Genomic DNA, 1060 nt, shown 5'->3' with positions numbered 1-1060 from the left:
ATCGAGGACCTCGACGTCTATCCCCAGCTACCCCGCACCACCGGCGCGCCCACACTCAACTCTGAAGAGCCCGATATCCGGGTGGGGGAGTGGGTCAGGGGTGGTCGAAGTCGTCGTCGGCGGACAGGTCAGGGGTCACATCGTCGACCAGTGCTTCCGCTGGTTCTGCAGCCTCCGCCGAATTCATCGGCTTGGTGCGGTTGCCAGTGATTACGGTGCCCCCGGTGGTGAGGTCAACGCAGAGCATGCCGTCCTCCACGAACGGCTTCCATCGCCTGGTGGCGGTGGTGTCGATGCCGTAGTGGGCGGTGAACGCGGTAGCCGAGATGATTGCCTGCCCGGGCCCGCGCTTGGAGCCGTTCCGGACTGCATAGGCATGCGGAGAGGAATTATCGATGGCGCGTAATGCCATGACCTGGCGATCACGGTCGTAGAGAAGTTCCACCGTCTCGGCGTTGTCCATCAGGTCGTGGGCAGCCTTGTTGAGTGAGATCACCCCACGCTTTTGGATGGTCACGCTCGGCGCCTTGGCCAGCGGAATCATCCTCTTATCGAACACCTCGAACGGCATCGTTCCCCCTATGACTTGTAGCCGATAACAGTGAACTTCATCGCAACCATTGCACGTATTTACTGGAGAGTCATGCTCGGCTCATTGCTGGTGTCTCTGAAGGCAGGGATGCGAGACGTCTCGTCGGTGGATTTTTGTGGTCCCAGATCTGTACGGGTTTCCGCGGTCCGGCAAGTCTTGCAACTATGTGCTTTATCTGTGCGCCTAGAATCGTGTACTGGACGTTGGTTGCGAGACACATTGGGGTTGACGTGGGTAAGTTGATTGGGTACGGGCGCGTATCGACGCGGCTGCAGGATGCGGACCGTCAAGTGTCTGATCTGCTGGCTGCTGGAGTGCGTCGCGATGACCTCTATGTCGATCATGGAGTGTCTGGAGCTCATGCTTCGCGGCCGCAGTTCGACAGGGCCGTGGCTGCTGAACCGTCCCAGGTTTGGTGCCGCATCTTTTCGAGTTGAGAGGATGGCGTCATGCCGAAGAAGATTGACC

1 protein-coding gene and 1 pseudogene are annotated in these 1060 nt (G+C 59.3%); one reads left to right on the top strand and one right to left on the bottom strand.

All coding sequences use genetic code 11. The features are described from left to right. Positions 1-94 precede the first annotated feature (94 nt). Entirely contained in the window at positions 95-571 is a 477-nt protein-coding gene (locus tag RF637_RS13800; RefSeq protein ID WP_368845126.1) for a hypothetical protein, read from the bottom strand. A gap of 251 nt (positions 572-822) precedes the next feature. Here RF637_RS13800 and RF637_RS13795 point away from each other — a divergent pair. Continuing rightward, positions 823-990 (top strand): annotated as a pseudogene (locus RF637_RS13795) (recombinase family protein); the annotation flags it as partial. Positions 991-1060: the final 70 nt, after the last annotated feature.

The sequence above is a fragment of the Kocuria sp. CPCC 204721 genome, from assembly GCF_040980945.1.
GTDB lineage: Bacteria > Actinomycetota > Actinomycetes > Actinomycetales > Micrococcaceae > Kocuria > Kocuria marina.
This window is presented reverse-complemented; position numbering and strand designations above follow the sequence as displayed.